The sequence below is a fragment of the Erwinia sp. V90_4 genome, from assembly GCF_029967685.1.
GTDB lineage: Bacteria > Pseudomonadota > Gammaproteobacteria > Enterobacterales > Enterobacteriaceae > Erwinia > Erwinia aphidicola.
The window spans coordinates 1-24,587 of sequence record NZ_JASCAQ010000042.1 but is presented as its reverse complement, the minus strand read 5'-3'; the positions used below and the strand labels follow the sequence as shown (position 1 = coordinate 24,587).

Sequence of the window (24,587 nt, the reverse complement as noted above, 5' to 3'; positions counted from 1 at the left end):
TCCACACGCAAATAAACGTGATATACGTCACACTTTAACTGAATTGAAATGAAACAGAATTTGACAAGTGTGAGCGATCTCTATTTCCTTATAGCCTGTTCGCGGCACACTGCCGCTGCATTCAAGGCGGGTGTTTTCGTCGCATCAATAATCACCCATCGTCGCCCGTAGAAACCGTAACCCGACCGTCGAGCTGGCTGCCGCGCAGGGTCACAGAGCATGTGGTAATAATAATGAAATATAAAATTATGATGGCTGGTGCGCTGGCCGCGCTCTCTTATACCAACGTTTCTTTTGCCCAAGATAGCAACCCGGAATATGTTTCTGACTGGTGGCACCAGAGCGTAAACGTGGTAGGCAGCTATCACACCCGCTTCGGGCCGCAGCTGAACAATGACCTGTATCTGGAATATGAAGCCTTCGCCCATAAAGACTGGTTCGATTTCTACGGTTATATCGACGTGCCTAAATTCTTCGGCGTGGGTAACGGCAATGACGTTGGCGCATGGGACGATGGCTCACCGTTCTTTATGGAGATCGAACCGCGCTTCTCCATCGACAAACTGACCGGCACCAGCCTGGCATTTGGTCCGTTTAAAGAGTGGTACTTCGCGAACAACTATATCTACGATATGGGTGACAATAAGGCCAATCGCCAGAATACCTGGTATATGGGCCTGGGCACCGATATCGACACGCATTCTGATGTCGGCCTGTCGCTGAACGTGTATGCGAAATATCAGTGGGAAAACTACGGTGCTGCCAACGAAGATAGCTGGGACGGTTACCGCTTCAAGGTGAAATACTTTGTGCCGCTGACCCAGGTGTGGGGCGGCAACCTGAGCTACATCGGCTTTACCAACTTTGACTGGGGTTCTGACCTCGGTGATACCGCAGGCCGCAGCAGCAACTCAATTGCTTCCAGCCATATTCTCTCGCTGGGCTATGACCACTGGCACTACTCGTTCGTGGCGCGTTACTTCCACAACGGCGGCCAGTGGGAAGATGGCACCGAGCTGAACTTCGGCAAGGGCAACTTTAACGTGAAGTCGAACGGCTTCGGTTATTACGTGGTGGTGGGTTACAACTTCTGATAACCCGCTGCGGGCCGATCGAAACAAAAGATCGGCCCCTACGTATTGCCTGGATCGCGGGCCGATCGAAACAAAAGATCGGCCCCTACGTACTGCCTGGGTCGCGGGCCGATCGAAAAAGAGGATCGGCCCCTACGTACTGCCCGGGTCACGGGCCGATCGAAACAAAAGATCGGCCCCTACGTATTGCCCGGGTCGCGGGCCGATCGAAAAAGAGGATCGGCCCCTACAAACGATGATTCAACGCGCCTGAAGGCGCGTTTTTTTTGTGCCCGCTAAAACGCTATACTCGGGCCGGCAATATTGCCTCTGCAAAAAGGAATTTTTATGTCTGCGAAGTCCGTCGACCACAGCGTTAAGCTGCGCCCGCTGGAGCGTGAAGATCTGCGTTTTGTCCATCAGTTAGACAACAACGCCAGCGTGATGCGCTACTGGTTTGAGGAGCCTTATGAGGCCTTTGTTGAGCTGTCTGACCTGTACGACAAGCATATTCATGACCAGAGCGAACGGCGTTTTGTGGTGGAACATGACGGCAGCAATGCCGGGCTGGTAGAACTGGTGGAGATCAACCATATCCACCGTCGCGCCGAGTTTCAGATCATTATTGCCCCGAGTCATCAGGGTAAAGGATTGGCAACAAAGGCGGCCAGACTGGCGATGGATTACGGTTTTTCGGTGCTGAACCTCTATAAACTTTACCTGATCGTCGATAAAGAGAACGCCAAGGCCATTCATATTTATCGCAAGCTGGGCTTTGAGATTGAAGGGGAGCTGATCCACGAATTCTTTATCAACGGCGAGTACCGCAATACCATTCGCATGTGTATTTTCCAGCATCAGTATCTGGAACGCTTCCGGCCACCGCACGCCATGGTCAATCCAACGGCGCAGTAAACCATCAGGCCGGATCGCTCCGGCCTGAATCGTTTATCCGCTTAGCCGCGCGCGCCCACCGGGTTCATGATGGTTTGCAGGATTTCCGGCTCAATTTTATACATTCCCCCGTAGAACGGGTCCACCACCAGCCAGCCGGGGAAGCCAAGCAGGGGAATATTGCCCAGCAGATACCACAGATTCGGGCTCTCTTTCAGCGGCAGGGTTTGCGGCACGTAGCCAGGCCGTTCCAGCATCACCCGGTATTTTTTCTTGCCGAAGTAGCTGCCGTTCGACTTAAGAAGGCTGACAGTTTTTGGCGTATAGCCTTCAGCCACCGCGATGCCCGTTTCATCCTGCACCACAAACTTCACCCCCGGGGGCTGAGTTTGCAGGGTCACATCCTGACGCTCACTGCCGACAATCGTCGCGCATCCACTTAACATCCACGCTGCTGCCAGCGCTGCTATCAGCCGTTTCATGGTTAACCTGCTTTTATCCCAACATGACAGTAGTCTAAGCGTTGCGTGGACAAACAAGCGGGCTAATAGCGTATGAATTGGGCGCTTATTCCAGCCTTGGCCACCAGTCAGCCAAACATCTTTTCCAGATAGCGCTCAAGTGCCATGCGTGAGCTGAAGCCGTGGGGGATGCCGTAATGGTCGTTCGATTCCCCGGCCAGATACATCGGGAAACGCACATAGTGGTCGCAGGTTTTCACGTCTGATGATGCCAGCGCCAGCGACTGGCTGCGCTCCTTTAACGTCGGGTGGATCACCAGTGCCGTCCGCCCGAGGCGCGCCTCGCGATTGACGTAGACATAGTCTTCACCACGACGATAACCGTAGGTTTTTGTGGTAACCGCGTCCATTTCAAATCCCGCTTTTTCCAGTACGCGAGCAACCTCATCAGGTCGTAGATACATGCTTATTCCTCTCAGTCTGCCAAACCCCGCAACCTTACAACGGCTGCGCAGTCAGGGCTTTCGGATTAGTCCATAAACGCCGCCCGGCGGTTGGCGTTATGTGAAGCTGTTCTATACTGATAGTAGGTTTTTACAGTAAGGGAGCAAAAAATGTTCAACCGGACATCGAAAAATAACGATATCGACCTGAATCAGGATGTTTCCCAGCTGGCGGACAGCCTTGACGATCTGCTGAAGTCTTACGGCAGCAAAACCAAAGATGAAGTGGACGGCGCGCGCTCACGCGCAGAAGCGCTGTTGAAAGAGACGCGGGCGAAGCTGCACGGTAATAACCGCGTAACCCAGGCGGCGAAAGACGGTGCAGGACACGTTGATAACTACGTGCGCGACAAACCCTGGCACGGGGTTGGCATTGGTGCCGCGCTGGGTATTTTTGTCGGTGCACTGATCGCGACGACCACATCCTCACGCTGATTATTGACAAAATTTAACTGATTGATCATCGGCCCGTGGCGAAAGCTGCGGGCTTTTTTATTGCCTGAAAATTTTTTATCTGACGCAAACCTTGCGGCACAAGGGCTGGATGCGAGGTGGATTACCAAATGCAAAAATACTATATGTTGTGTGGTTGCATTTCAGCATCGCTATATCTAGTATTTACTCCATCAAGACCACGCAACAAGTTGTGGTCGCGGCGGCGCCAGTAGTGTTACCAGAAAGCGCCTGTTAAGCCAGTCAAACAGCCATCAAGGTAAATACGAATCATGCGCATTATTATTTACACTAAAGATAATTGTGTCCAGTGCAATGCAACAAAAAACGCGATGGACAAGAAAGGGATTAATTATCAGCTGATTAATCTGGACCACGAGCCGACCCACGTGGACGCGCTGAAATCGCTGGGCTACCGTCAGGTGCCGGTGGTCATGGCGGAGCAGGACCACTGGAGCGGCTTCCGCCCGGACAAAATCCAGGCCCTGAGCCAGCTGGCACAGGCGCGGGGATAAGCTCATGACAACGCTGGTCTACTTCTCCAGCCTGTCAGAAAACACCCATCGTTTTATTACCCGTTTAGATCTGCCAGCCCGGCGCATCCCGCTGGATAACGCTCAGCGCCTGCAGGTCGATGAACCTTACATCCTGATAGTGCCGAGCTACGGCGGCGGCACCGCTCAGGGTGCGGTGCCTAAACAGGTAATTCAGTTTCTGAATGACACCCACAATCGTCAGCTGATCCGCGGCGTTATCGCCGCTGGCAACCGCAATTTTGGCGAGGCTTTTTGCCTGGCTGGCGACATTATTGCGCGTAAATGTCAGGTGCCTTACCTCTATCGCTTTGAGCTGATGGGCACCGCTGACGATATCGCTAACGTTTACCACGGAGTAACCCAATTTTGGCAGCGACAGACAGCACACTCATAGAGGCCCAGCCGGCCACTGCCGATTATCACGCGCTCAACGCGATGCTTAATCTGTACGATGCCGAAGGCCATATTCAGTTTGAAAAAGATCGCGAGGCTACGCGCCAGTATTTTATCCAGCACGTGATCCCTAACAGCGTGCGGTTCGATTCCATTGCTGAACGCCTGCAGTATCTGGTTTCCGAAGGCTATTACGAAGCCGACGTGCTGAATGCCTATCCGTTTGAGTTTGTCTGTTCGCTGTTTCAGCAGGCTTATGAGCGCCGTTTCCGCTTCCAGACCTTCCTCGGCGCGTGGAAGTTTTACACCAGCTATACGCTGAAGACCTTCGACGGCAAGCGCTACCTGGAAGGCTTCACCGATCGCGTCTGCATGGTGGCGCTGACGCTGGCGCAGGGCGACCAGGCGCTGGCGCACGCACTTACCGATGAGATCCTGTCCGGGCGTTTCCAGCCTGCAACGCCCACCTTCCTCAACTGCGGCAAGCAGCAGCGCGGTGAGCTGGTCTCCTGCTTCCTGCTGCGCATTGAAGACAATATGGAGTCGATTGGCCGCGCGGTGAACTCAGCCCTGCAGCTCTCCAAGCGCGGCGGCGGCGTGGCGTTCCTGCTCTCTAACCTGCGCGAATCCGGCGCGCCGATCAAGCGCATCGAGAACCAGTCGTCCGGCGTGATCCCGGTGATGAAGATGCTGGAGGATGCGTTCTCTTACGCCAACCAGCTCGGCGCACGTCAGGGTGCTGGCGCGGTGTATCTGAATGCGCACCACCCTGATATCCTGCGCTTCCTCGACACCAAGCGCGAAAATGCCGACGAGAAAATCCGCATTAAAACGCTGTCGCTCGGCGTGGTGATCCCGGATGTGACCTTCCAGCTGGCGAAAGATAACCAGCCCATGGCGCTGTTCTCACCGTATGACGTTGAGCGTATTTACGGCCTGCCGTTTGCCGATATCAGCATCAGCGAAAAGTATGAAGAGATGCTGGCCGACGAGCGCATTCGCCGCACCTTTATTAACCCGCGTGAATTTTTCCAGACGCTGGCCGAGATCCAGTTTGAGTCCGGCTATCCGTACATCATGTTTGAAGACACGGTGAACCGCGCTAACCCGATCCACGGGCGCATCAACATGAGCAACCTGTGTTCGGAAATTTTGCAGGTCAACACCCCCACCGAATACAATGATGACCTCAGCTATCGCCGCATCGGCAAGGATATCTCCTGTAATCTGGGTTCGCTGAATATTGCGCACACCATGGATTCGCCGGACTTTGCCCGCACGGTTGAGATTGCGGTACGCGGCCTGACGGCGGTTTCCGATCAGAGCCACATCCATTCAGTGCCATCGATTGAACAGGGGAATGCCCAGTCGCATGCCATTGGCCTCGGGCAGATGAACCTGCACGGTTACCTGGCACGCGAAGGTATCCACTACGGTTCCGAAGCCGGGCTGGATTTCACCAATATCTACTTCTACACCATCACTTATCACGCGCTGCGAACCTCAAACCTGCTGGCGCGCGAGCGGGAAAGCACTTTCAGCGGCTTCAGCGATTCGCGCTATGCCAGCGGTGAATACTTTAATCAGTATGTTGAGCAGAGCTGGCAGCCGCGCACCTCACAGGTTGCCGAACTGTTTGCCGCAGCCGGGATTGCCATCCCGACGCAGCAGCAGTGGCGCGAGCTGAAAGAGTCGGTGATGCAGTACGGCCTGTATAACCAGAATTTACAGGCGATCCCGCCGACCGGTTCAATCTCGTATATCAATCACGCCACGTCGAGTATTCACCCGATTGTGTCGCGCATTGAGATCCGCAAAGAGGGCAAGACCGGGCGGGTGTACTACCCTGCTCCGTTTATGAATAACCATAATCAGCAGTTTTACCGTGATGCCTATGACATCGGCCCGGAAGCGATTATCGACACCTACGCGGAGGCAACGCGCCACGTCGATCAGGGGCTGTCGCTGACGCTGTTCTTCCGCGATACCGCCACCACGCGCGATATCAATAAGGCGCAGATTTACGCCTGGAAGAAAGGGATAAAGACACTTTATTACATCCGCCTGCGCCAGATGGCCCTGCTGGGGACCGAAGTGGAAGGCTGCGTCTCCTGCTCACTGTAAATCAACGCTGCGGGCGGGGCATGCCCCGCCCCTACGAATAACGCACCGCATAGCGTAGGGTAAGGCATGCCTGCCCCACCAGGATCCGCCCAGGAACAACACCATGAAATTAAAAAAAGTTCACGCCATCAACTGGAACAACATCGAAGACGAGAAAGATCTGGAAGTGTGGAACCGCCTGACCAGCAACTTCTGGCTGCCGGAAAAGGTACCGCTGTCTAACGATATTCCGGCGTGGAACTCCCTGAATGCCGATGAGCAACAGCTGACCATCCGCGTGTTCACCGGCCTGACGCTGCTCGATACCATCCAGAACACCCTCGGCGCTCCGGCGCTGATGGCCGATGCGCTGACGCCGCATGAAGAGGCCGTGATGTCGAACATCAGCTTTATGGAAGCGGTGCATGCCCGCTCTTACAGCTCGATCTTCTCCACGCTGTGCCACACCAGCGATGTGGATGCCGCCTACGCCTGGAGCGAAGAGAATCCCCCGCTGCAGCGCAAGGCCGAGATCATTCTGCAGCACTACTACGAGAACGACCCGCTAAAGAAGAAGATCGCCAGCGTGTTCCTCGAATCGTTCCTGTTCTACTCCGGCTTCTACCTGCCGATGTACTGGTCGAGCCGCGGCAAGCTGACTAACACCGCCGATCTGATCCGTCTGATTATCAAAGATGAGGCGGTTCACGGTTACTACATCGGCTACAAGTATCAGAAAGCCCTGGAAAAAGAGACGCCGCAGCGTAAAGAGGAGCTGCAACAGTTCGCCGTTGAACTGCTGCTGGCGCTGTATGAAAATGAAATTGAATATACCGATGCGCTGTACGCAGGCGTCGGCTGGCAGGAAGAGGTGAAAAAGTTCCTGCATTACAATGCCAACAAGGCGCTGATGAACCTTGGCTACGAGGCGCTGTTCCCCTCTGAGATGACCGATGTTAACCCGGCTATCCTCTCGGCGCTGTCGCCAAACGCCGATGAAAACCACGACTTCTTCTCCGGCTCCGGCTCCTCCTATGTGATGGGTAAAGCGGTCGATACCGAAGATGAAGACTGGAACTTTTAATCTCTTCAGCAGTGGCTGCCGACGGCAGCCATTTTTCGCCGCGCCCCTGTTTTATTAGTCATTAAATTTCAGCCATTCACCTGCCGATTGTTGAGATAAATATGACAGTTTTCTGACGATTAATTTCCGCATATCTCTCCCCAATTACACACCAATTACGGCCCTACCAGGACCATTCTCAACAGAATATTCATTTTTTTCACCCTCGCTCAATCCGCTGCAATCCCTTACCCGCTCTGGCATTAGCCTGGACGGGCATCTCATCATGCATTTTTGATCTGGCCATTTAGGGTTGTCTCAGATTCTCAGTGTGCTACGGTATAGGCCGATAACATTTGACCACACAGAAGAGATAATATAATAAAACCCACCAATAACCGGAAATGAATTAATGCATGGCTATTAAATTAGAAGTTAAGAATTTATATAAAGTCTTTGGGGAAAATCCCGAGCGCGCATTTAAGCATATTGAAAAAGGAATCAGTAAAGAGGCACTGCTGGAGAAAACCGGCCTGTCTCTTGGCGTGAAAGACGCCAGTCTGGCCATTGAAGAAGGCGAGATCTTTGTCATAATGGGGTTATCCGGCTCAGGGAAATCCACCATGGTTCGCCTTCTCAATCGTCTGATAGAACCCACCCGCGGCCAGGTTATTATTGATGGCGAAGATATTGCCAAAATATCCGACAGCGCATTACGCGAAGTCCGCAGAAATAAAATCAGCATGGTATTTCAGTCATTCGCACTGATGCCACATATGAACGTGTTAAATAATACCGCTTTCGGCATGGAATTAGCTGGTGTCCCGTTACAGGAGCGCCAGGATAAAGCCATGGAAGCGCTGCGCCAGGTAGGGCTGGATAATTATGCTCATGCCTGGCCCGATGAACTCTCCGGCGGGATGCGTCAGCGCGTCGGATTAGCGCGTGCGCTGGCAATTAACCCAGACATATTATTGATGGATGAGGCTTTCTCCGCGCTCGATCCCCTGATTCGTACCGAAATGCAGGATGAGCTGGTGAAATTACAGTCGCGCCATCAGCGCACTATCGTATTTATCTCTCATGATCTTGACGAAGCGATGCGTATTGGCGACCGCATTGCCATTATGCAGGGCGGCGAAGTGGTGCAGGTCGGCACCCCGGATGAGATCCTGAACAATCCGGCTAATGATTACGTGCGCACCTTCTTCCGCGGCGTCGATATCAGCCAGGTGTTTAGCGCAAAAGATATCGCCCGCCGCAGTGCCGCCGCGCTGATCCGTAAAGCGCCCGGCTTCGGCCCGCGCTCGGCAATCAAGCTGCTGCAGGATAATGACCGCGAGTACGGCTACGTGCTGGAAAAACAGCGCTTTGTCGGCACCGTATCGATTGACTCGCTGAAGGCCGCCCTGGCCGCCGGTGAAGGGCTGGATCAGGCTATGCTGGCAAGCCCGACGCCGATGGCGGCCGAGACTTCGCTGAGCGATCTACTCTCCCACGTGGCGCAGGCCCCCTGCGCGGTGCCGATTACCGGCGACGAGGGTCAGTACATCGGCATTATTTCCAAAGGCATGTTATTGCAGGCATTAGATCGTGACGGGGGTCAGGCATGAGCGAGCAAACCAGTAATCCGTGGGACACCAGCGCCCAGACCACCCGCGCACCTGCTGACGGTAGCACGGCCACCCGCGCACCTGCTGACGGTAGCACGGCCACCAGCAGCAGCGATCCGTGGGGTTCTCCCTCGGATGCCGCCACCAGCCAGCCCGCACCCGATGCGGCAGCAGGCGGCAGCACCGATGCGTGGGGCGCCCCCTCCGGCGGCGGACACGAGGCGGCAGCCAGCGGCAGCGACTGGCTGAACAGCGCTCCGGCCCCGCAGGCCGAACACTTCAATATTCTTGACCCGTTCCATCACACGCTGATCCCACTCGACGGCTGGGTAACCACGGCGATTGACTGGATCGTTTCCCACTTCCGCCCGCTGTTTCAGGGGATCCGCCTGCCGGTGGACTATATCCTCAGCGCCTTTCAGCACATGCTGCTGGGCATGCCGGCCCCGGTGGCGATTATGGTCTTCTCGCTTATTGCCTGGCAGCTCTCCAGCCTCGGCATGGGCATCGCCACCCTAGTGTCGCTGATTGCAATTGGCGCGATTGGTGCCTGGTCGCAGGCGATGGTGACGCTGGCGCTGGTGCTGACCGCCCTGCTGTTCTGCATTATTATCGGGCTGCCGCTTGGCATCTGGCTGGCGCGCAGCCAACGTGCGGCAAAGATTATTCGCCCACTGCTCGATGCGATGCAGACCACTCCGGCGTTTGTTTACCTGGTGCCTATCGTGATGCTGTTCGGCATCGGTAACGTACCCGGCGTGGTGGTGACCATTATCTTCGCCCTGCCGCCGATTGTGCGCCTGACCATTCTGGGGATTAAGCAGGTACCCGCCGATCTGGTGGAAGCCGCAGAATCCTTCGGAGCCAGCCCGCGCCAGATGCTGTTTAAAGTACAGCTGCCGCTGGCGATGCCGACCATTATGGCCGGGGTTAACCAGACCCTGATGCTGGCGCTGTCGATGGTGGTTATCGCCTCGATGATCGCCGTGGGCGGCCTCGGCCAGATGGTGCTGCGCGGGATTGGCCGCCTCGATATGGGGCTGGCGACCGTCGGTGGCGTCGGCATCGTGATTCTGGCGATTATCCTCGACCGCCTGACCCAGTCACTTGGCCGTGACAGCCGCAGCCGCGGTAACCGCCGCTGGTACGCCAGCGGTCCTCTGGGGCTGATTACCCGCCCGTTCATCAAATAACGCTTCCGGCGGCGCCCGTTGCGCGCCGCCTGCCTCCTCCGCAAGACCCATGATAAGAAGGAATAACTATGCGCAAGATGACCTTGCTGGCCGCCGCATTCACCACTCTGGCTACCGTTCAGGTTTCTGCCGCCGATTTACCGGGTAAAGGCATTACCGTTAAGCCGGCTCAGAGCACCATCACCGAAGAGACATTCCAGACGCTGCTGGTGAGCCGCGCGCTGGAGAAGCTCGGCTACACCGTCGATGACCCGAGTGAAGTTGACTATAACGTGGCTTACACCTCGATCGCCGCAGGTGATACGACGTTTATCGCCACCAACTGGCAGCCGCTGCATGATGATATGTATAAGGCCGCCGGCGGCGATGCCAAATTCTATCGCCAGGGCACCTATGTGCAGGGCGCGGCGCAGGGGTATTTGATCGACAAAAAAACCGCTGACAAGTACCACATTACGCGTATCGACCAGCTAAAAGATGCGAAAATCGCCAAACTGTTTGATACCAACGAAGACGGCAAAGCCGATCTGACCGGCTGTACGCCTGGCTGGGGCTGTGAAGCGGTGATTAATCACCAGATAAAAGCCTACGACCTGAGCAACAATGTGGAGCACAACCAGGGAAACTATTCGGCGATGATTGCCGATACCATCACCCGCTTTAAAGAGGGCAAGCCGGTGCTGTATTACACCTGGACGCCGTACTGGGTGAGCGATGTACTGGTTCCGGGCCGTGATGTGGTGTGGCTGCAGGTGCCATTCTCCTCCATGCCGGGCGAGCAGAAAGATGTGGATACGAAGCTGCCAAACGGTGCGAACTATGGCTTCCCGGTGAACACCATGCATATCGTGGCGAACAAAGCCTGGACGGAGAAGAATCCAGCCGCGGCGAAGCTGTTTGCCGAGATGAAGCTGCCGATTGCCGATATCAATGCGCAGAACTCGCGTATGCACCAGGGCCAGTCTTCTGAAGCGGATATTAATGCTCACGTTGACGGCTGGATCAAAGCGCACCAGGCCCAGTTCGATGGCTGGGTGAAAGACGCGCTGGCTGCGGGTAAATAAATCAGCCTTGATTACCGGTTAACGCGGGGCGACCAGAAAAACGGTCGCCCCCTACATTGAGTCCATGTGGCCAGGATGATTTTCGCCGGCTCGACGGTCCTGCCGTCGAACTGGTTTGTCCTGTCAATTATCCTGTGAGTGAAATAGTTTTTTAGGTTACTATTAGCCTATGAGTGATTTCTTAAGCCCACACCGATTGTCATGAACACCTCCCGCTCTGGCCTTACTCTCGTCCAGGTTGCGCCGATCTCTGTCGCTAGCACTCTGCCCCTCGCCTGTCACCATGATGCCCAATCCACTGCTGGCCCTAATTATCGGGATTCTGCTACTCGACCTGCCGCTGCAGGCCGGGCACATTACTCATCTGAGTGCGATCGTTCAGCCGGGTATAAGGTTTATACAATCGGTGTTTTGTTAACCTTACTTAACATTTTTAACGGGTGGTACGGCTTGATTTCCAGGGCACTGGCCAATGATTTTTTGCGGCAAAAATGAAGTTTTTTCAGACACCACGGCCTGTTAACGCATTTCGCACTCTGGTAAGGTTATGCGCAATTTATTCAGGCTGGTTATTTTTTCACGTGAAATTATTCAGTTATTGCGTAAAAAGCGCTCGGGTAATTCACCAATTTTGTTACCGGGTTACTGTCCTATTTTAATACTGCTCCATCACCAACTTGTGCCAGCCCAATCGGTTTTTGGCCTGCTGTGTACCCGATTGTATGCACAGCATTGCTCTTTCGCGCACTAAGCGCCCTGGGTTATGGAAAGACCTGGAAACTACTGATGATGACAGCAGCGTAGTGAACACCATCACAGGCTGGCGAAATGTCGCGTTACTTTATTAGTCATCATCGTTACTATACCAGTTGCAACTAGTGAGGTTCCTTCAGAATGGAAAGTTCGTTTACCCCTATTGAACAGATGCTAAATTTTCGCGCTAACCGTCAGAAAGATTTCCCCCTTCAGGAGATTATGCTGACGCGTCTCTGCATGCATATGCAGAGTAAATTGCTGGAAAATCGCAATAAAATGCTCAAAGCTCAGGGGATTAACGAGACGCTGTTTATGGCATTGATTACGCTGGATGCACAGGAAGACCACAGCATTCAACCGTCAGAGCTGAGCTCCGCTCTCGGATCTTCCCGCACCAACGCCACCCGTATTGCTGATGAACTGGAAAAACGTGGCTGGATTGAACGCCGTGAAAGCGATAACGATCGCCGCTGCCTGCACCTGCATTTGACGCCTAAAGGAAACGAGTTCCTGCGCCAGCTGCTGCCACCGCAGCATCAGTGCCTGCAGTTACTGTGGTCATCGCTCAGCGGTTCCGAAAAAACACAGCTGGAAGCGATTACTCGTAAGCTGTTGAACCGACTGGATCAGATGGACGAAGAAGAAGTGGTCGCCTCACTCTCTCGTTAATAGTTCCCGTAATAGCATATTGTGCGACACACCATTTACTGGAAACCGCTACTTTAAGCCCCCTCATGCCAGCGCTAATCACGCTGGCATTTTAGACTTGGGCGTTCGTCACCAGTGATGATGGAGACGAGCCCGTATGGCAAGAAAACCTGGAGAAAACCATGAGTGCAAGCGCGGTGGAACAAAACCCGCAGCAGCCCAAAGATAAAAAGAAGACGCGTAAACGCGCGCTGATTATCCTGGCTGTGCTGTTCGTCATTATCGGGGTGGCTTATCTGACTTACTGGTTCCTGGTGCTGCGGCACTATCAGGAAACTGACGATGCCTATGTTGCTGGAAACCAGGCGCAGGTGATGGCGCAGGTTTCAGGTAGCGTCAATAAAGTGTGGTTTGACGACACTGATTTTGTCAAAAAAGGCGATGTGCTGGTGACGCTTGACCGCACGGATGCTGAGCAGGCGTTTGAAAAAGCGCAAACCGCTCTCGCCACCAGCGTGCGCCAGACGCATCAGCTGATTATCAACGGCAGGCAGTATCAGGCCACTATCGATTTGCAAAGAACGGCGCTCGACCAGGCGCAGGCGGATTTACGCCGCCGTGAACCGCTGGGTGCCGCAAACCTGATCGGTAAAGAAGATCTGCAGCACGCGCGTGATGCCGTCGCCACCGCCAGGGCACAGCTGGATGTGGCAGTGCAGCAATACAATGCCAATCAGGCGGCGGTGCTCAACACCTCGCTGGAAAATCAGCCGGCGGTAAAACAGAGCGCGGCGGAGCTGCGTGATGCCTGGCTGGCTCTGCAGCGCACGAACGTGGTCAGCCCGATTGACGGCTATGTCTCACGCCGCAGCGTTCAGGTCGGTTCGCAGATCTCCACCACCACCCCGCTGCTGGCGATCGTGCCGGCAAATAATCTGTGGGTGGACGCTAACTTTAAAGAGACCCAGCTGGCAGGCGTGCGCATCGGCCAGCCAGCGACCGTGGTAGCCGATATTTACGGTGATGACGTGATTTACCACGGCAAAGTGGTTGGCCTGGATATGGGTACCGGCAGCGCGTTCTCCCTGCTTCCGGCTCAGAACGCCACCGGTAACTGGATCAAAGTGGTGCAGCGCCTGCCGGTGCGTATCGAGCTCGACCCGGCGGAGGTCGCGAAGCATCCGCTGCGCATCGGCCTGTCAACGCTGGTGAAAATCGATACGGCTAACGCTGAAGGCGCGGTGCTGGCGACCAGCGTGCGCAGCAAACCGGCCTATGAAAGTAGCGCTCTGGCGCTGGACCTGGCGCCGGCGAATGCCCTGATCGCTGATATCATCCGTGCCAATGCCGGCTAAGCCAGCGGGAGGCTGTTATGGCGCGTAAACCGCTTGAAGGCACGCAGCTGGTCCTGATGACCATTGCGCTGTCGCTGGCAACATTTATGCAGGTGCTGGACTCCACGATTGCTAACGTGGCGATCCCCACTATTGCCGGAAACCTGGGGGCATCGAACTCTCAGGGAACCTGGGTGATCACCTCGTTTGGCGTGGCTAACGCCATTTCGATCCCGATCACCGGCTGGCTGGCCAAGCGTTTTGGTGAGGTGAAACTGTTCCTGTGGTCGACGGTGGCGTTTGCCATCGCGTCATGGGCCTGCGGCATGTCCGAAAGCCTGACCATGCTGATCTTCTTCCGCGTGATTCAGGGGGTGGTCGCCGGGCCGCTGATCCCGCTGTCGCAGAGCCTGCTGCTGAGCAACTACCCTCCGGCGAAGCGCAGTATGGCGCTTTCACTGTGGGCAATGACGGTGATCGTCGCGCCGATCTGCGGCCCGATCCTCGGCGGCTGGATCAGCGATAACTACCACTGGGGCTGGATCTTCTTTATCAACGTGCCGATTGGTGTGGTGGTCGTGATCCTTGCGCTGCAAACGCTGCGCAACCGTGAAACGGAAACGGTCATCCGCCCGATTGATACCGTTGGCCTGGTGCTGCTGGTGGTGGGTATCGGCTGTCTGCAGGTGATGCTGGACCGCGGTAAAGAGCTGGACTGGTTCAGCTCCACTGAAATCATTATTTTAACGGTCGTTGCCGTCGTAGCCCTGGCGGTGCTACTGGTGTGGGAGTTGACCGACGACCACCCGATAGTGGATTTGTCGCTGTTTAAGTCGCGCAACTTCACCATTGGCTGTCTGTCGATCAGTCTCGCCTATATGCTCTACTTCGGCTCGATTGTTCTGCTGCCGCAGCTGTTGCAGGAGGTGTACGGTTACACCGCCACCTGGGCCGGGTTGGCATCTGCGCCGGTTGGGATTATCCCGGTGATCCTGTCGCCGATTATCGGCCGTTTTGCGCATAAGCTGGATATGCGACGGCTGGTCACCTTCAGCTTCATTATGTATGCAGTGTGCTTCTACTGGCGTGCGTATACCTTTGAACCGGGCATGGACTTTGGCGCATCGGCGTGGCCCCAATTTATCCAGGGCTTTGCCGTGGCCTGCTTCTTTATGCCATTGACCACCATTACGCTGTCAGGCTTACCGCCGGAGAGGCTGGCAGCGGCATCGAGCCTGTCGAACTTCACCCGTACGCTGGCAGGTTCGATTGGCACCTCGATCACCACCACCATGTGGAGCGATCGTGAGTCATTGCACCATGCTCAATTGACGGAATCGGTCACTCCGTACAGTACTAACAGCCAGGAGATGTACGCGAAGCTGCAACAGCTGGGGATGACCCACGACCAGGCTTCTGCGTATATCGCGCAGCAGATCACCAATCAGGGGCTGATTATCTCCGCCAATGAGATTTTCTGGGCTTCTGCCGGGGTGTTTATCCTGCTGCTGGTGCTGATATGGTTTGCCCGTCCACCGTTCGGTGCAGGCGGCGGGGGCGGCGGCGCGCACTAAATTGCCGGCATAAAAAAGGGGGCGACCACGTAAATGGCCGCCCCCTTTTTATCACTGCATCAGGCGTTCTGACGCCACCATTCAGCCAGCAGGACGCCGGTTGCAACGGAGACGTTCAGGCTTTCTACCTTACCGGTACCGCCGATGGAGACGCTGAGGTCGCCCTGATCGAACGTGCTGTCAGACAGACCATCGCGCTCCTGACCCAGCACCAGCACCATTTTGGCCGGCAGCTCTGCACGGGACAGCGGCACGCCTTTATGACTGGACGTGGTCACAATGGTATAACCGGCTTTACGGAACGCACTCAGACCGGCAGCAAAGCTTTCGCCGCTAATGGCCTGAACGTGCTCTGCGCCACCTTCTGCGGTACGCACCGCAGCGCCTGACTCCAGCATCGAAGCATCATCCACCAGCAAACCTTTAACGCCAAAATGCGCACAGCTGCGCATGATGCCACCCAGGTTGTGCGGGTTGCCGATATCTTCCAGCGCCAGCACGCAGTCTTTCTCACCTGCGGTTGACAGCCATTCGCTGACCGGCATGCCGGAGCGCTTTTTGATCAGGAAGCAGACGCCACCATGGTGCTCGGTGCCGGAGGCTTTCTGCAGTTCGGCTTCATCCACGGTGTGGTAAGCCTTGCGGTTAGCCGCCATATACTTCAGTGCTTCACGGAAACGCGGCGTTACGCTCTGGATAAACCAGGCGCGCACGATGCACTCCGGACGGCTCTGGAACAGCGCCTGGCAGGCATTTTCGCCATACACGCGCGTCTCTTCCATACGCTGACGACGGATCTGCTCCGGGTCGATATAGCTTTTACCGCTGATACCGCCGTGATCCGGCTTATCGTCTGCTACTGCATTTGGCGCACGGGAAACGGTACGCCACGGAGAGTCAGAGTGCCCTTCGTCGCGATCGCGCCCGCCACGTGGCTTGCTGTCTGCATTTCGTGCCGGACGGCGCGCGCCATCCTGCTGTGGACGAGGAGCGCCTTTACCGGTACGGGGGTTCCCGCCCTTAGTGCTCTTCTCATCATCGCCGCGGACATACATCACTTTGACCTTGCCGCTCTTACCTTTAAATTCGTCGTTCATTTTTCCTCCACCTGGGCTGAGCGCGAAGCGCGCAGATTACCTGATGTGGCGGCGCTTAGCTATTAACTTCCAACAAAAGCCGCTGACCCGGGAGTGGGCCGTTCAGGCGCGCAGCCAGTTTGCCAGACATTACCTATTATACCCATTGAACAAATCGCGTTGTTCCACATTAACGGGGCCAGCATAATGCTGGCTGATTTACTGAAAATGCAGTAAGTAATCACTTACTACCAGACTGAGGTGAATAATGAATACCGTTTGTGCATCCTGCCAGGCCACCAATCGCGTCCCCGTCGAGCGCGTGTCCGACGGCGCGAAATGCGGCCGCTGCGGCAATGACTTATTCGACGGCCACGTGGTGAATGCCACGGCAGCGACCCTGGATAAATATCTTCAGGACGACCTGCCGGTGGTTATCGACTTTTGGGCGCCGTGGTGCGGGCCGTGCGTCAACTTTGCTCCGGTGTATGAATCCGTGGCTCAGGAGCGCAGCGGGCAGATCCGCTTCCTGAAGGTGAATACCGAAGCTGAGCCAGAGCTGAGCGCGCGCTTCCGCATTCGCAGCATCCCCACCATTATGGTGTTCAAGCAGGGCCAGATGGCCGACATGCTGAACGGGGCAATGCCGAAAGCGCCGTTCGAAGAGTGGTTGAACGAAAACCTGTAAGCATCTGGCCGGGCATGCCCGGCCACAATCCGTTAGAATAGCGTTTTTCGCTGATGATCCAAGATGACCGATAACGCTGTTCTGCGCCTGCGCGCTGCCCGTCTCGCCCGTGCCACCCGCCCTTTCCTTGCTCGTGGTAACCGCACCCGCCGCTGCCAGCGCTGCCTGCTGCCAGAAAAGAACTGCCTGTGCGCGACGCTCAGCCCACAGCAGGCGCGCAGCCGGTTCTGCCTGGTGATGTTTGACAGCGAGCCGATGAAACCCAGCAATACCGGTCGCCTGATTGCCGATATCCTGCCGGACACGCTGGCGTTTGGCTGGTCGCGCACCGAGCCGGACCCGGCACTGCTTGCCGCAGTGCGCGATCCGCAGTATCAGCCGATGGTGGTGTTTCCCGCCTCCTACGCTGATGAGGGCCGCACGGTGCTGAACAGCCCGCCGCTGAGCGGTAAGCCTCCGCTATTTATTGTGCTCGACGGCACCTGGACCGAGGCGCGGAAAATGTTCCGTAAAAGTTCGTGGCTGGATGCGCTGCCGGTGATGTCGCTTAACCTGACGCGCCCGTCCAACTATCAGCTGCGCGTGGCGCATGCGGCTGGCCAGCACTGTACCGCTGAAGTGGCGGCCGAGCTGCTGCTACAGGCCGGTGATACCTCCGCTGGCGAAGCGCTGTTTCAGCATTTCGACCTGTTCCGTCAGCGCTATCTGGCGGGCAAGCCGCATCATCCACAGCAGGCGGCTGAAAATGATGACGAAATACCGGCAGCGATCAATTAACTGACACGCCAGGCAACAACTTCGCCCGGCAACAGGTAGAATTAACCCATCGTTGTCAGAGGGAACGAAGATGAGCCAGCGCGGACTTGAAGCCCTGTTACGACCGAAATCCATTGCGGTGATCGGTGCCTCGACCCGGCCAGAACGCGCCGGTTATCTGATGATGCGTAATCTGCTGGCCGGCGGCTTTAGCGGCCCGGTGCTGCCGGTGACGCCAAAATACCAGGCCGTATGCGGCGTGCTGGCCTGGCCCGATATTGCCAGCCTGCCGCTGTCGCCCGATCTCGCCATTATCTGCACCCATGCAAAACGCAATCTTGAGCTGCTTAGCGCGCTGGGTGAACGCGGCTGTAAAGCCTGCATTATTCTCTCCGCCCCGGAAGAGCAGCTGGCCGAGCTGAAAGCCTGCGCCAGCCGCTGGCAGATCCGCCTGCTTGGTCCGAACAGCCTCGGCCTGCTGGCGCCCTGGCAGGGGCTGAATGCCAGCTTCTCGCCGGTGCCGATTACGCCGGGCAAGCTGGCGTTTATTTCGCAGTCGGCGGCGGTCTCCAACACCATTCTCGACTGGGCACAGCAGCGCCAGCTGGGCTTCTCGTGGTTTATCGCGCTTGGCGACAGCCTGGATATTGATGCCGATGACCTGCTGGACTTCCTGGCACGCGACGGCAAAACCAGCGCGATCCTGCTTTATCTCGAACATCTCAGCGACGCGCGCCGCTTTGTCTCCGCCGCCCGCAGCGCCGCCCGCAATAAACCGATTTTGGTGATCAAAAGTGGCCGCAGCCCACGGGCTCAGCAGCTGCTGCGCACGCACGGCGGAATGGATGCCGCATGGGATGCCGCCATTCAGCGCGCCGGATTACTGCGCGTGCAGGACACTCACGAACTGTTTTCGGCAGTGGAGACGCTCAGCCATATGCGCCCGCTGCGCGGCGAACGCCTGATGATTATCAGCAACGGCGCGGCACCGGCGGCGCTGGCGCTGGATGCGCTGGATGCGCGCAACGGCAAGCTCGCCACGCTAAGTGAGCCTTTACTTACCCAGCTGAGCGCGCAGCTACCGGAAGGTATCACGCCCGGTAACCCGCTCGATCTGAAAGATGATGCAACTCCGGAACGCTATCTGCAGGCGCTCTCTCTGCTGCTCGACAGCCATGACCTCGACGCCCTGCTGATTATCCATGCGCCCAGCGCGGTAGCCCCCCCCACGCTGACCGCGCAAAAAGTGATTGAGCTGGTGAAGCAGCATCCACGCGGCAAGCAGCTTACCCTGCTGACCAACTGGTGCGGCGAGTTCTCGTCCCTGGAGGCACGCCGCCTGTTTAGTGACGGCGGCATTCCCACTTACCGCACCCCGGAAGGCACCGTCACCGCGTTTATGCATATGGTGGAGTATCGCCGTAACCAGAAACAGCTGCGTGAAACGCCGGCGCTACCCGCTAACCTCACCGCCAATACCGCCGATGCGCACCGTCTGATCCAGCAAGCGCTGAGTGAAAGCGCCAGCACGCTGGATACCCATGAAGTGCAGCCGATATTGCAGGCTTACGGGCTGACAACGCTGCCAACCTGGATTGCGGGCGACAGCGCTGAAGCGGTGCGTATCGCCGGACAGATTGGTTACCCGGTGGCGCTGAAGCTGCGCTCGCCGGATATTCCGCACAAGTCGGAAGTTCAGGGGGTGATGCTCTATCTGCGTAGCCCGGAAGAGGTGGAACAGGCGGCGAATGCGATTGTTGATCGCGTGCAGCTGACCTGGCCACAGGCGCGGGTGCATGGCCTGCTAGTGCAGAGTATGGCGAACCGTGCCGGGGCACAGGAGCTGCGCATTGTGGTGGAGCAGGATCCGCTGTTCGGGCCGGTGATTATGCTGGGTGAAGGCGGCGTAAGCTGGCAGGCCGACCGTCAGGCGGTGGTGGCCCTGCCGCCGCTCAACATGACGCTGGCGCGTTATCTGGTCATTCAGGCAATTAAGAGTGGGAAGATTCGCGGCCGTAGCGCTCTGCATCCGCTGGATGTCGCGGGACTGAGCCAGGTGCTGGTGCAGGTATCAAACCTGATTGTCGACTGTCCGGAGATTGTGCGGCTGGATATTCATCCGCTGCTGGCGAGCGGCAGTGAGTTTACCCTGCTGGACGTGACGCTCCAGCTGGCGGAATTTCACGGCGATGCCGAAGCCCGGCTGGCGATCCGCCCCTATCCACACTCGCTGGAGGAGGCGGTCGAGCTGAAGAATGGTCAGCATTGCCTGTTCCGGCCGATCCTCCCTGAGGATGAGCCGCTGCTACAGCAGTTTATCGCCCGGGTGACAAAAGAGGACCTCTACTATCGTTACTTCAGTGAGATCAATGAGTTCACCCATGACGACTTGGCGAATATGACTCAGATCGACTACGATCGGGAAATGGCGATCGTCGCGGTTCGCCAGCATAACGGCAGCGATGAGATTATTGGTGTGACCCGCGCGATTTCGGATGCCGATAATATTGATGCCGAGTTTTCCGTGCTGGTGCGCTCTGACCTGAAGGGATTAGGGCTGGGCCGAAGATTGCTGGAGAAGATGATTATCTATACGCGCCAGCATGGGTTACAGCAGCTCAACGGAATTACTATGCCGGGCAACAAAGGCATGGTGACGTTAGCGCGCAAGCTGGGATTTGCGGTCGAAGTGCAGCTGGAGGAGGGTATCGTCGGGCTTTCGCTACCGCTGCAATCCGCAGAGATATTTCTTGAAAAGTAAATCTCACCCTATCCGCACCAACTAATGGTATTATTCGCGGTTAGAGTGATGATTTTATGGCAAAAGGCCATTCCATGAACAGAGAAGAAACGCACTGTGATGTTGTCTAAATTCAACCGAAACAAACACCAACAGCACCTTGCGCAACTGCCAAAAATTTCTCAGTCAGTTGCTGATTTCACCACGCTGTACTCCCCGGCGGAATTTCGCGAGACGCTGCTGGAAAAAATTGCGTCTGCGTCCCGGCGCATCTGCATCGTGGCTCTCTATCTGGAAAATGATGAGGGTGGCCGCGCCATCCTTTCTGCACTGTATGCGGCGAAAAAACAGCGCCCGGAGCTGGACATCCGCATACTGGTTGACTGGCATCGCGCCCAGCGCGGCCGCATCGGTGCAGCCGCCTGCGCCACTAACGCTGACTGGTACTGTGAGATGGCCGCGGAAAATCCCGGCTTTGCCATTCCGGTTTATGGCATCCCTGTCAATACCCGTGAAGCCCTTGGGGTGCTGCATCTCAAAGGGTCAATTATCGATGATACGCTGTTTTACACCGGCGCCAGCTTTAACGACGTCTACCTGCATCAGAAAGATAAATACCGTTACGATCGCTATCAGCTGATCGGCAACCGCGTGCTGGCCGATACCATGTTTAACTGGATCGATACCAACCTGATTCAGGCCGAAGCCGTGCATCGCCTCGACCAGGTTGAACGCCCAAAAAGCCCGGAGATTAAGAATGAAACGCGCCAGTTCCGTCAGGATCTGCGCGGTTTTGATTATCAGTTTAACGGCGATGCGAACAACGAAGAGCTGGCGGTCACCCCGCTGGTCGGGTTGGGTAAGCGCAGCCTGTTGAACAAAACCATTTTCCATTTGATGCCCTGCGCCGAACAGAAGCTGACTATCTGTACGCCGTACTTCAATCTGCCGGCTATTCTGGTGCGCAATATTATCTGGCTGCTGCGCCGGGGCAGAGAGGTGGAGATTATTGTTGGTGATAAGACCGCCAACGACTTCTATATTCCGCAAGATCAGCCGTTCAAAATTATCGGTGCGCTGCCTTATCTGTACGAGATTAATCTGCGACGCTTCCTCAGCCGTTTGCAGTATTACATCAACAGCGGGCAGCTGACGGTGCGCCTGTGGAAAGATGGTGAAAACAGCTATCACCTGAAGGGGCTGTGGGTAGATGACGAGTGGATGATGGTGACCGGTAATAACCTCAATCCGCGCGCCTGGCGCCTCGATCTCGAAAATGCAGTGCTGATCCACGATCCGCTCCAGCAGCTGACTGAACAGCGCGACCGCGAGCTGAGCCTGATCCGCGAGCACACCACGATCGTGCAGCATTTCCACGATCTGGAGAGCATCGCCGATTATCCGGTTAAAGTTCGCAAGCTCATCCGTCGCCTGCGCCGTATTCGTATCGACCGGTTAATTAGCCGCATCCTGTAAGCGACTATAATGCTCAAATCCAGCCCTGTTTTTACAGGGCTTTTTTATGGGAGTTGACGATGCGTTTTTTCCTGCTGGCGCTACTGTTAATGTGCAGCGGCTGTACTCATATGGCCCAGGATCGGTGGACCGGGCGCGATAAAGCGCAGCACTTTTTCTCATCGGCCTTTCTTTCCGCCGCGGGGAGTGCTTACGGCGAACGTCAAAACTGGAGTCCGGGCCACAGCGGCAGCTTCGGCGTGCTGTTTTCCGTCAGTCTGGGGGCGGCAAAAGAGTTTTATGACAGCCGGGAAGGCGGGAGCGGCTGGAGCTGGAAGGATTTTAGCTGGGATATAGCCGGTGCTGCCACCGGCTATGCATTATGGAATCTCGGCCAGTAACTACAGTTTCAGCCCTTTGCCTCTGCGGTGCAGCATGAGCGAAACAAGGAAGGCAACGGCACCCATGGCGGAAACATACCAGAAGAAGCTGGTTTCGCTGCCTGCCGCTTTCAGCGACAGCGCCACGTACTCCGCCGAGCCACCAAATAGCGCATTCGCCACGGCATAAGACAGGCCAACCCCCAGGGCGCGCACCTCGGGCGGGAACATTTCCGCCTTGAGGATCCCGCTGATTGAGGTGTAGAAGCTGGTGATCAGCAGGGCCAGCATGACTAATGCGAAGGCCAGAACCGGGCTGCTGACGGTTTGCAGCACGCTAAGGATCGGCACGGTACATACCGCAGCAAAGCCCCCGAAGATCAGCATCGAGTTGCGGCGCCCGATCTTATCCGACAGTGCGCCAATTAACGGCTGCAGCAGCATAAAGACAAACAGGGCTATCGTCATCAGCCCGCTGGCGGTCTTATGGTCCATTCCCGACGTATTCACCAGGTATTTCTGCATATAAGTGGTAAACGTGTAGAAGCTGAGTGACCCCCCGGCCGTAAAGCCCAACACCATGATAAAGGCGCGGCGGTGCTTCCACAGCCCCTTCAGCGATCCGGCATCTTTATGCCCGCGGGTTTTATCATCTGAAGTTTCATTCAGTGAACGTCGCAGGTAGAGCGCCACTATGGCCAGCGCTGCGCCAATAGCGAACGGAATGCGCCATCCCCAACTGCGCAGATCTTCATCCGACAGCACCTGCTGCAGTACCACCACCGTCAGCAAAGCCAGCAGCTGCCCGCCAATCAGAGTGACATACTGGAAGGATGCGTAAAAACCTTTGCGCCCTTCTATTGCCACTTCACTCATGTAGGTTGCACTGGTGCCGTATTCGCCCCCGACGGATAGCCCCTGGAACAGGCGCGCCAGCAGCAGCAGCACCGGCGCCCAGACGCCAATGCTTTCATAGCCCGGCAAACAGGCGATAACCAGTGAACCGAAGCACATCATGCACACGGAGATCAGCATTGACGTTTTACGCCCATGCTTATCGCCAATGTAGCCAAACAGCCAGCCGCCGATTGGCCGCATCAGGAATCCGGCAGCAAAGACGCCTGCGGTTTGTAACAGCTGTGTGGTCGGATTGCCGCTCGGGAAGAAGATATGAGCGAAATAGAGTGAGCAGAATGAGTAGACGTAAAAGTCGAACCACTCAACGAGATTGCCGGATGAGGCCCCGACGATTGCCCAGATGCGCTGGCGGGCGCTCATTGGATTTTGCGCCTGTGAATGTGTTTCGGTGATGGACTCTGCCATGTAATAACCTCGTAAGTTCTTTCCCTGCTTTAATAGCACCTAAGTTTGTTAATGTAACAGTTAACTCAAATGTGCGTTTGTTAAGAATTTGTTTTATAAGGATTGATTGTGTTTTATGTGAGCCAGCATTGATTATTACATAGTGGCAGAGAATGGCGAACAACACCGAGGGAAGATAAAGGTAAGGGGATTCTGAAATGCAAAAAACCCCGGCCTTTCGGTCGGGGTTATTGCTTTATTTGATGCCTGGCAGTTCCCTACTCTCGCATGGGGAGGCCCCACACTACCATCGGCGCTACGGCGTTTCACTTCTGAGTTCGGCATGGGGTCAGGTGGGACCACCGCGCTAAAGCCGCCAGGCAAATTCTGTTTCATTCACACCCCCCTCGCGGGCGATGCAAACCAATCCGTTTCGAACAGGCTGAAAATCTCTTTTGCGTCTCTCATAACGCGCACCAGAACGCTTCTGGCGTTGTAAGGTTAAGCCTCACGGGTCATTAGTACCGGT

General features: G+C 56.1%; 22 protein-coding genes and 1 rRNA gene. 18 read left to right on the top strand and 5 right to left on the bottom strand.

Going from position 1 to position 24,587, the window contains the following annotated elements; all coding sequences use genetic code 11:
• Positions 1-233 precede the first annotated feature (233 nt).
• Positions 234-1,094 (top strand): nucleoside-specific channel-forming protein Tsx, encoded by an 861-nt coding sequence (locus QLG07_RS08745; RefSeq protein WP_187497425.1) that lies wholly within the window; start codon positions 234-236, stop codon positions 1,092-1,094.
• Positions 1,095-1,421: 327 nt separating this feature from the next.
• Positions 1,422-1,988, top strand: coding sequence for a spermidine N1-acetyltransferase (gene speG / locus QLG07_RS08740; RefSeq protein WP_048915044.1), 567 nt, complete (start codon positions 1,422-1,424; stop codon positions 1,986-1,988).
• 41 nt (positions 1,989-2,029) lie between these two features.
• Here the strand turns inward: speG and QLG07_RS08735 are convergent, their stop codons facing one another.
• Together QLG07_RS08735 and QLG07_RS08730 are read right to left on the bottom strand one after the other, a co-directional pair.
• Entirely contained in the window at positions 2,030-2,449 is a 420-nt protein-coding gene (locus QLG07_RS08735; RefSeq protein WP_048915043.1) for a hypothetical protein, read from the bottom strand.
• 107 nt (positions 2,450-2,556) lie between these two features.
• Entirely contained in the window at positions 2,557-2,892 is a 336-nt protein-coding gene (locus QLG07_RS08730) for a DUF2002 family protein (RefSeq protein WP_048915042.1), read from the bottom strand.
• A gap of 150 nt (positions 2,893-3,042) precedes the next feature.
• On the opposite strand from QLG07_RS08730, the gene QLG07_RS08725 reads away from it, so the two are divergent.
• The 11 genes from QLG07_RS08725 to emrB all read left to right on the top strand — a co-directional run bounded on the left by QLG07_RS08725 (position 3,043) and on the right by emrB (position 15,661).
• Entirely contained in the window at positions 3,043-3,366 is a 324-nt protein-coding gene (locus QLG07_RS08725) for a DUF883 family protein (RefSeq protein WP_282469022.1), read from the top strand.
• A 290-nt stretch (positions 3,367-3,656) separates the two neighbouring features.
• Positions 3,657-3,899 carry a glutaredoxin-like protein NrdH gene (gene nrdH / locus QLG07_RS08720; protein WP_282469021.1) on the top strand — a complete coding sequence of 81 codons (243 nt, stop codon included), beginning with the start codon at positions 3,657-3,659 and terminating at the stop codon, positions 3,897-3,899.
• Between the two features lie 4 nt (positions 3,900-3,903).
• Positions 3,904-4,314: a class Ib ribonucleoside-diphosphate reductase assembly flavoprotein NrdI gene (gene nrdI, locus QLG07_RS08715; RefSeq protein ID WP_133622919.1), complete on the top strand. Its 411-nt coding sequence runs from the start codon at positions 3,904-3,906 to the stop codon at positions 4,312-4,314.
• The gene (gene nrdE / locus QLG07_RS08710) at positions 4,311-6,437 is read left to right on the top strand and encodes a class 1b ribonucleoside-diphosphate reductase subunit alpha (protein WP_282469135.1); all 2,127 of its coding nucleotides are present in this window, start codon (positions 4,311-4,313) and stop codon (positions 6,435-6,437) included. Before nrdI ends, nrdE begins: the two co-directional genes overlap by 4 nt.
• A 103-nt stretch (positions 6,438-6,540) precedes the next feature.
• Entirely contained in the window at positions 6,541-7,500 is a 960-nt protein-coding gene (gene nrdF, locus QLG07_RS08705) for a class 1b ribonucleoside-diphosphate reductase subunit beta (protein WP_048915037.1), read from the top strand.
• 395 nt (positions 7,501-7,895) lie between these two features.
• A complete protein-coding gene (gene proV, locus QLG07_RS08700; protein WP_048915036.1) occupies positions 7,896-9,092 on the top strand; it encodes a glycine betaine/L-proline ABC transporter ATP-binding protein ProV in 1,197 nt (398 codons plus the stop codon).
• Positions 9,089-10,285, top strand: coding sequence for a glycine betaine/L-proline ABC transporter permease ProW (gene proW, locus QLG07_RS08695; RefSeq protein WP_282469020.1), 1,197 nt, complete (start codon positions 9,089-9,091; stop codon positions 10,283-10,285). The genes proV and proW overlap by 4 nt, the downstream gene beginning before the upstream one ends.
• Positions 10,286-10,353: 68 nt before the next feature.
• Complete coding sequence (proX, locus tag QLG07_RS08690) at positions 10,354-11,349, top strand: glycine betaine/L-proline ABC transporter substrate-binding protein ProX (protein WP_282469019.1); 996 nt, start codon at positions 10,354-10,356, stop codon at positions 11,347-11,349.
• An 894-nt stretch (positions 11,350-12,243) separates the two neighbouring features.
• Positions 12,244-12,774, top strand: a complete 531-nt coding sequence (gene mprA, locus QLG07_RS08685) for a transcriptional repressor MprA (RefSeq protein ID WP_048915033.1) — start codon at positions 12,244-12,246, stop codon at positions 12,772-12,774.
• Between the two features lie 161 nt (positions 12,775-12,935).
• Positions 12,936-14,108 carry a multidrug efflux MFS transporter periplasmic adaptor subunit EmrA gene (gene emrA / locus QLG07_RS08680; RefSeq protein ID WP_048915032.1) on the top strand — a complete coding sequence of 391 codons (1,173 nt, stop codon included), beginning with the start codon at positions 12,936-12,938 and terminating at the stop codon, positions 14,106-14,108.
• A 17-nt stretch (positions 14,109-14,125) separates the two neighbouring features.
• Positions 14,126-15,661, top strand: coding sequence for a multidrug efflux MFS transporter permease subunit EmrB (gene emrB, locus QLG07_RS08675; protein WP_048915031.1), 1,536 nt, complete (start codon positions 14,126-14,128; stop codon positions 15,659-15,661).
• A 59-nt stretch (positions 15,662-15,720) separates the two neighbouring features.
• On the opposite strand, the gene QLG07_RS08670 is transcribed toward emrB, so the two are convergent.
• A complete protein-coding gene (locus QLG07_RS08670; RefSeq protein WP_099753747.1) occupies positions 15,721-16,758 on the bottom strand; it encodes a tRNA/rRNA methyltransferase in 1,038 nt (345 codons plus the stop codon).
• A gap of 247 nt (positions 16,759-17,005) precedes the next feature.
• Between QLG07_RS08670 and trxC the strand changes: the two genes are divergently transcribed.
• The 5 genes from trxC (at position 17,006) to QLG07_RS08640 (ending at position 22,777) form a co-directional block, all read left to right on the top strand.
• Positions 17,006-17,425 (top strand): thioredoxin TrxC, encoded by a 420-nt coding sequence (gene trxC, locus QLG07_RS08665; protein ID WP_048915029.1) that lies wholly within the window; start codon positions 17,006-17,008, stop codon positions 17,423-17,425.
• A gap of 63 nt (positions 17,426-17,488) precedes the next feature.
• Positions 17,489-18,202 (top strand): tRNA-uridine aminocarboxypropyltransferase, encoded by a 714-nt coding sequence (locus QLG07_RS08660; RefSeq protein ID WP_282469018.1) that lies wholly within the window; start codon positions 17,489-17,491, stop codon positions 18,200-18,202.
• Between the two features lie 70 nt (positions 18,203-18,272).
• Positions 18,273-20,942, top strand: coding sequence for a bifunctional acetate--CoA ligase family protein/GNAT family N-acetyltransferase (locus QLG07_RS08655; protein WP_282469017.1), 2,670 nt, complete (start codon positions 18,273-18,275; stop codon positions 20,940-20,942).
• 96 nt (positions 20,943-21,038) lie between these two features.
• Positions 21,039-22,397 carry a CDP-diacylglycerol--serine O-phosphatidyltransferase gene (gene pssA, locus QLG07_RS08645; protein ID WP_282469016.1) on the top strand — a complete coding sequence of 453 codons (1,359 nt, stop codon included), beginning with the start codon at positions 21,039-21,041 and terminating at the stop codon, positions 22,395-22,397.
• Between the two features lie 59 nt (positions 22,398-22,456).
• Entirely contained in the window at positions 22,457-22,777 is a 321-nt protein-coding gene (locus QLG07_RS08640; RefSeq protein WP_048915025.1) for a YfiM family lipoprotein, read from the top strand.
• Here QLG07_RS08640 and QLG07_RS08635 read toward each other — a convergent pair whose 3' ends face one another.
• A complete protein-coding gene (locus QLG07_RS08635; protein ID WP_062818112.1) occupies positions 22,778-24,079 on the bottom strand; it encodes an MFS transporter in 1,302 nt (433 codons plus the stop codon).
• 244 nt (positions 24,080-24,323) lie between these two features.
• A 5S ribosomal RNA gene (rrf, locus tag QLG07_RS08630) occupies positions 24,324-24,439 on the bottom strand.
• Positions 24,440-24,587: the final 148 nt, after the last annotated feature.